This is a genomic window from Umezakia ovalisporum Ak1311, from assembly GCF_029891685.1.
Classification (GTDB): domain Bacteria; phylum Cyanobacteriota; class Cyanobacteriia; order Cyanobacteriales; family Nostocaceae; genus Umezakia; species Umezakia ovalisporum.
In genome coordinates, this window is sequence record NZ_JANQDJ010000056.1 from 1 (window position 1) to 2,679 (window position 2,679).

The following is a 2,679-nucleotide window of genomic DNA, read 5'->3' on the forward strand; positions in this document are numbered from 1 at the left end:
AACATTCCAACTCAGTGGTACTCAAAATTGGGGACTAGGAGACTTTAACAATTACACCATTGGTCAAGGTTGGAAGAGTTACACAATTACGGTGGGAGATTACTTCACGGGAGATTTTAACTATCTCACCTTTGCCAATGACCATGATGTACTAAATCCTAATGGTAACGGCTTTTTCCGCAATATCCAACTTTATGAAGCTAGTCTAACTTAATTAAATAACCTCCAATAGTTGAGTGCTTTGCCCTTTACACAGGGGATGAGACGGGGAACACCAGGCTAAACCCCGGTGTTTCCTTCTCAACTACCAAACTATCAATTTAGAATTCCCCCGTCTTTAGCCCTAGGGTGTACACACAAGTGGATGTAAACTAGGAATAGAATAAAAGCGAGAAGATAAAACAGATGACAAACCCAATTTGAATTCATGCACAAGAGTCTAAGGGAAAAACATTTGGTAACTTAAGACTGGTAAAAAAGGGGCTGAATCATACTCAGCAATGGAAACACATAAAACAGTAAATATTCGGAAAATATAGCAACTGCCAAGGTAACATAAGCATAAACTATAAGTAGTCCCTTTTCATGTGAAGCCATCGATTGCTACAGGTATATGCCCAAGCCGTACAGTTACGACCTTGGTCAAAAGGTCATCCAAGGCATTGAACTCCATGGCTTGAAGAAAACTGAAGCCAGTCAAATGTTTAATATTAGTCCCAACACCATTACCCTATGGTTGAAGGGAAAAACCGAAACGGGGGACTTCCAAGCCTTGCCTAATCCGCCACCTGTAATGGGCACAAAATTACCAATGGGGAAAAATTTCGTGAGTTCCCTTCCTTCCACGGCGATAAAACCCAAGTAGAGATGGCCTCACTTTGTCCTGAAGAAATTAGCGATCGCACAATCTCAAGAGCTTTAAAAAAAATTGGTTTTACGCAAAAAAAAAGACCTATGGCTACCGTGAGGGCCATGAGGTCAAAGGACAGGCTTTCGTAACGCAGTTGTCTAAGTTACCTGTGGAGAAGATTGTATACCTCCATGAGTCAGGAATGGACAACCGACACCAGTATGATTACGGTTGGAACTCAAAAGGACAGCGCTTCCATGCACTTAAATCAAGTCATCGTGAAGGTCTGGTGAACATAATTGCCGCCCTGTGTAACCATCAATCGAATAGTATTTGAGACTTGGCTTGAAGCTTGTTTGCTTCCCACACTCAAACCGGGACAGGTTGTGGTCATGGATAATGCCACATTTAATAAAGGTGGGCGCATTCAACAACTGATTCAGTACCCAGGGTGTGAAGTGCTGTACCTACCACACAAAGCCTTTAGTATTAACCGGAGGACGTACAACCTGCAAAACCCAGTGATAAGTATCCATAACAATCCCAAAGTGTCAACTAAAAAATGCCGTTTACGTCCGTTAACCAGTTTCCCAGAATCAAAACCGACAGATTGGGATACCATTTTAGTTTGTGGGTTACGTCAGTTTAAATCCTTCCTTCAGGGCTGGAAACTCCCTCTGGGTTAGGATGTGTGTACACCCTAGGTCTTTAGCCAGGGGAGAGGTCAATAATTCCAATTGATTAATTTTTAACAAACATAAAAATAAATCGAATGCGCTTTAGCATACAATGGGCTTAATTGCAATTTTCAATTAACGTCATTTATGCTACTAAATACAAATACATACATTAGCCAACTCATTGACTTGTTAACAGCTTTTGCGGCTCAGGAATCTCTAGGAGAAAAATTAGCCTTGGTGTTTGGTGTTGAAATCACATCAACCAGGTTTTTAGAGGCCGTGGCCAATTTACCAGAAATAGAAGTTTACCCCGATACTGAGTTACAGGGAGCTAGTGGTGCTTTTTCTGGACAAACAGGAAAAATTTACCTCTCAGAAAGTATAGTCAATGGGGAATCACGACCCTTAATTAAGGTTCTGTTAGAAGAAATAGGACATTATTTAGATTTTCTTTTCAATGGGGCGGATACTCCAGGGGATGAAGGAGCAATATTTGCGGCGGTGGTATTAGGTGAAACTTGGAATGATGAGAATTGGAAAAGCTTAAGGCCGGAGGATGATTCTCAGATTCTGGTTTTAGGTGGTGAGGTGGTTGAAGTTGAGCAGGCAACTTTCCCCGGTAGTGATGGTAATGATAATATCACCGGCACTGATGAAGCAGATACTATCAATTCGGGACGTGGTATAGATAATATTGATGGAGGCCAAGGCGACGACTTACTGGTTATCGACTATTCCAGCAACAACTATGGGGGAAACACATCCTACCCAGCCGGGATTAGTAGTGCTATTTATGATGGGTACGGTGCGGGTGCCTTGGCAGGGTATTTATCGGCTTACATAAATAATAATGGTGCATATGACCAAGTAAGCTTCAGTAATATAGAAAAATTACAGATTACAGGTACACCCCAAAATGACACCATTGACAGGGGAGGCTATGAGTCAATCAGTGTAGATGGTGGGGAAGGCATTGACACCATCAACTATGTTGACCTTGGCAGCTTCACCACGGACTTAGTGGTAGACAATAGTGGTGGTGGCACATTCACATCTTCTAACGGAACAGTAGTTAAGAACGTAGAAAGATTTGCTAACCTTATCACCGGTACAGGTAACGACACTATCACCTTTACAGGTCGTTTTAAT

General features: G+C 41.9%; 3 protein-coding genes and 2 pseudogenes. 4 read left to right on the top strand and 1 reads right to left on the bottom strand.

Going from position 1 to position 2,679, the window contains the following annotated elements:
• From NWP25_RS10775 to NWP25_RS18700, 3 genes and pseudogenes are all read left to right on the top strand, one after another.
• The coding region (locus NWP25_RS10775; protein ID WP_280699364.1) for a hypothetical protein at nt 1-214 on the top strand (214 nt) is incomplete at its 5' end.
• A gap of 399 nt (nt 215-613) precedes the next feature.
• Nucleotides 614-865, top strand: coding sequence for an IS630 transposase-related protein (locus tag NWP25_RS10780; protein ID WP_280699365.1), 252 nt, complete (start codon nt 614-616; stop codon nt 863-865).
• Between the two features lie 284 nt (nt 866-1,149).
• Nucleotides 1,150-1,320: pseudogene (locus NWP25_RS18700) on the top strand (transposase); the annotation flags it as partial.
• Nucleotides 1,321-1,373: 53 nt separating this feature from the next.
• Here the strand turns inward: NWP25_RS18700 and NWP25_RS10785 are convergent.
• Nucleotides 1,374-1,463: pseudogene (locus tag NWP25_RS10785) on the bottom strand (IS5/IS1182 family transposase); the annotation flags it as partial.
• Between the two features lie 211 nt (nt 1,464-1,674).
• On the opposite strand from NWP25_RS10785, the gene NWP25_RS10790 reads away from it, so the two are divergent.
• Nucleotides 1,675-2,679 (top strand): hypothetical protein (locus tag NWP25_RS10790; protein WP_280699366.1); only part of this gene is annotated, 1,005 nt, incomplete at its 3' end.

Coding starts and splice junctions, on each gene's coding strand:
- NWP25_RS10780 (WP_280699365.1), top strand. CDS start 614: ATGCCCAAGCCGTACAGTTACGACCTTGGTCAAAAGGTCATCCAAGGC.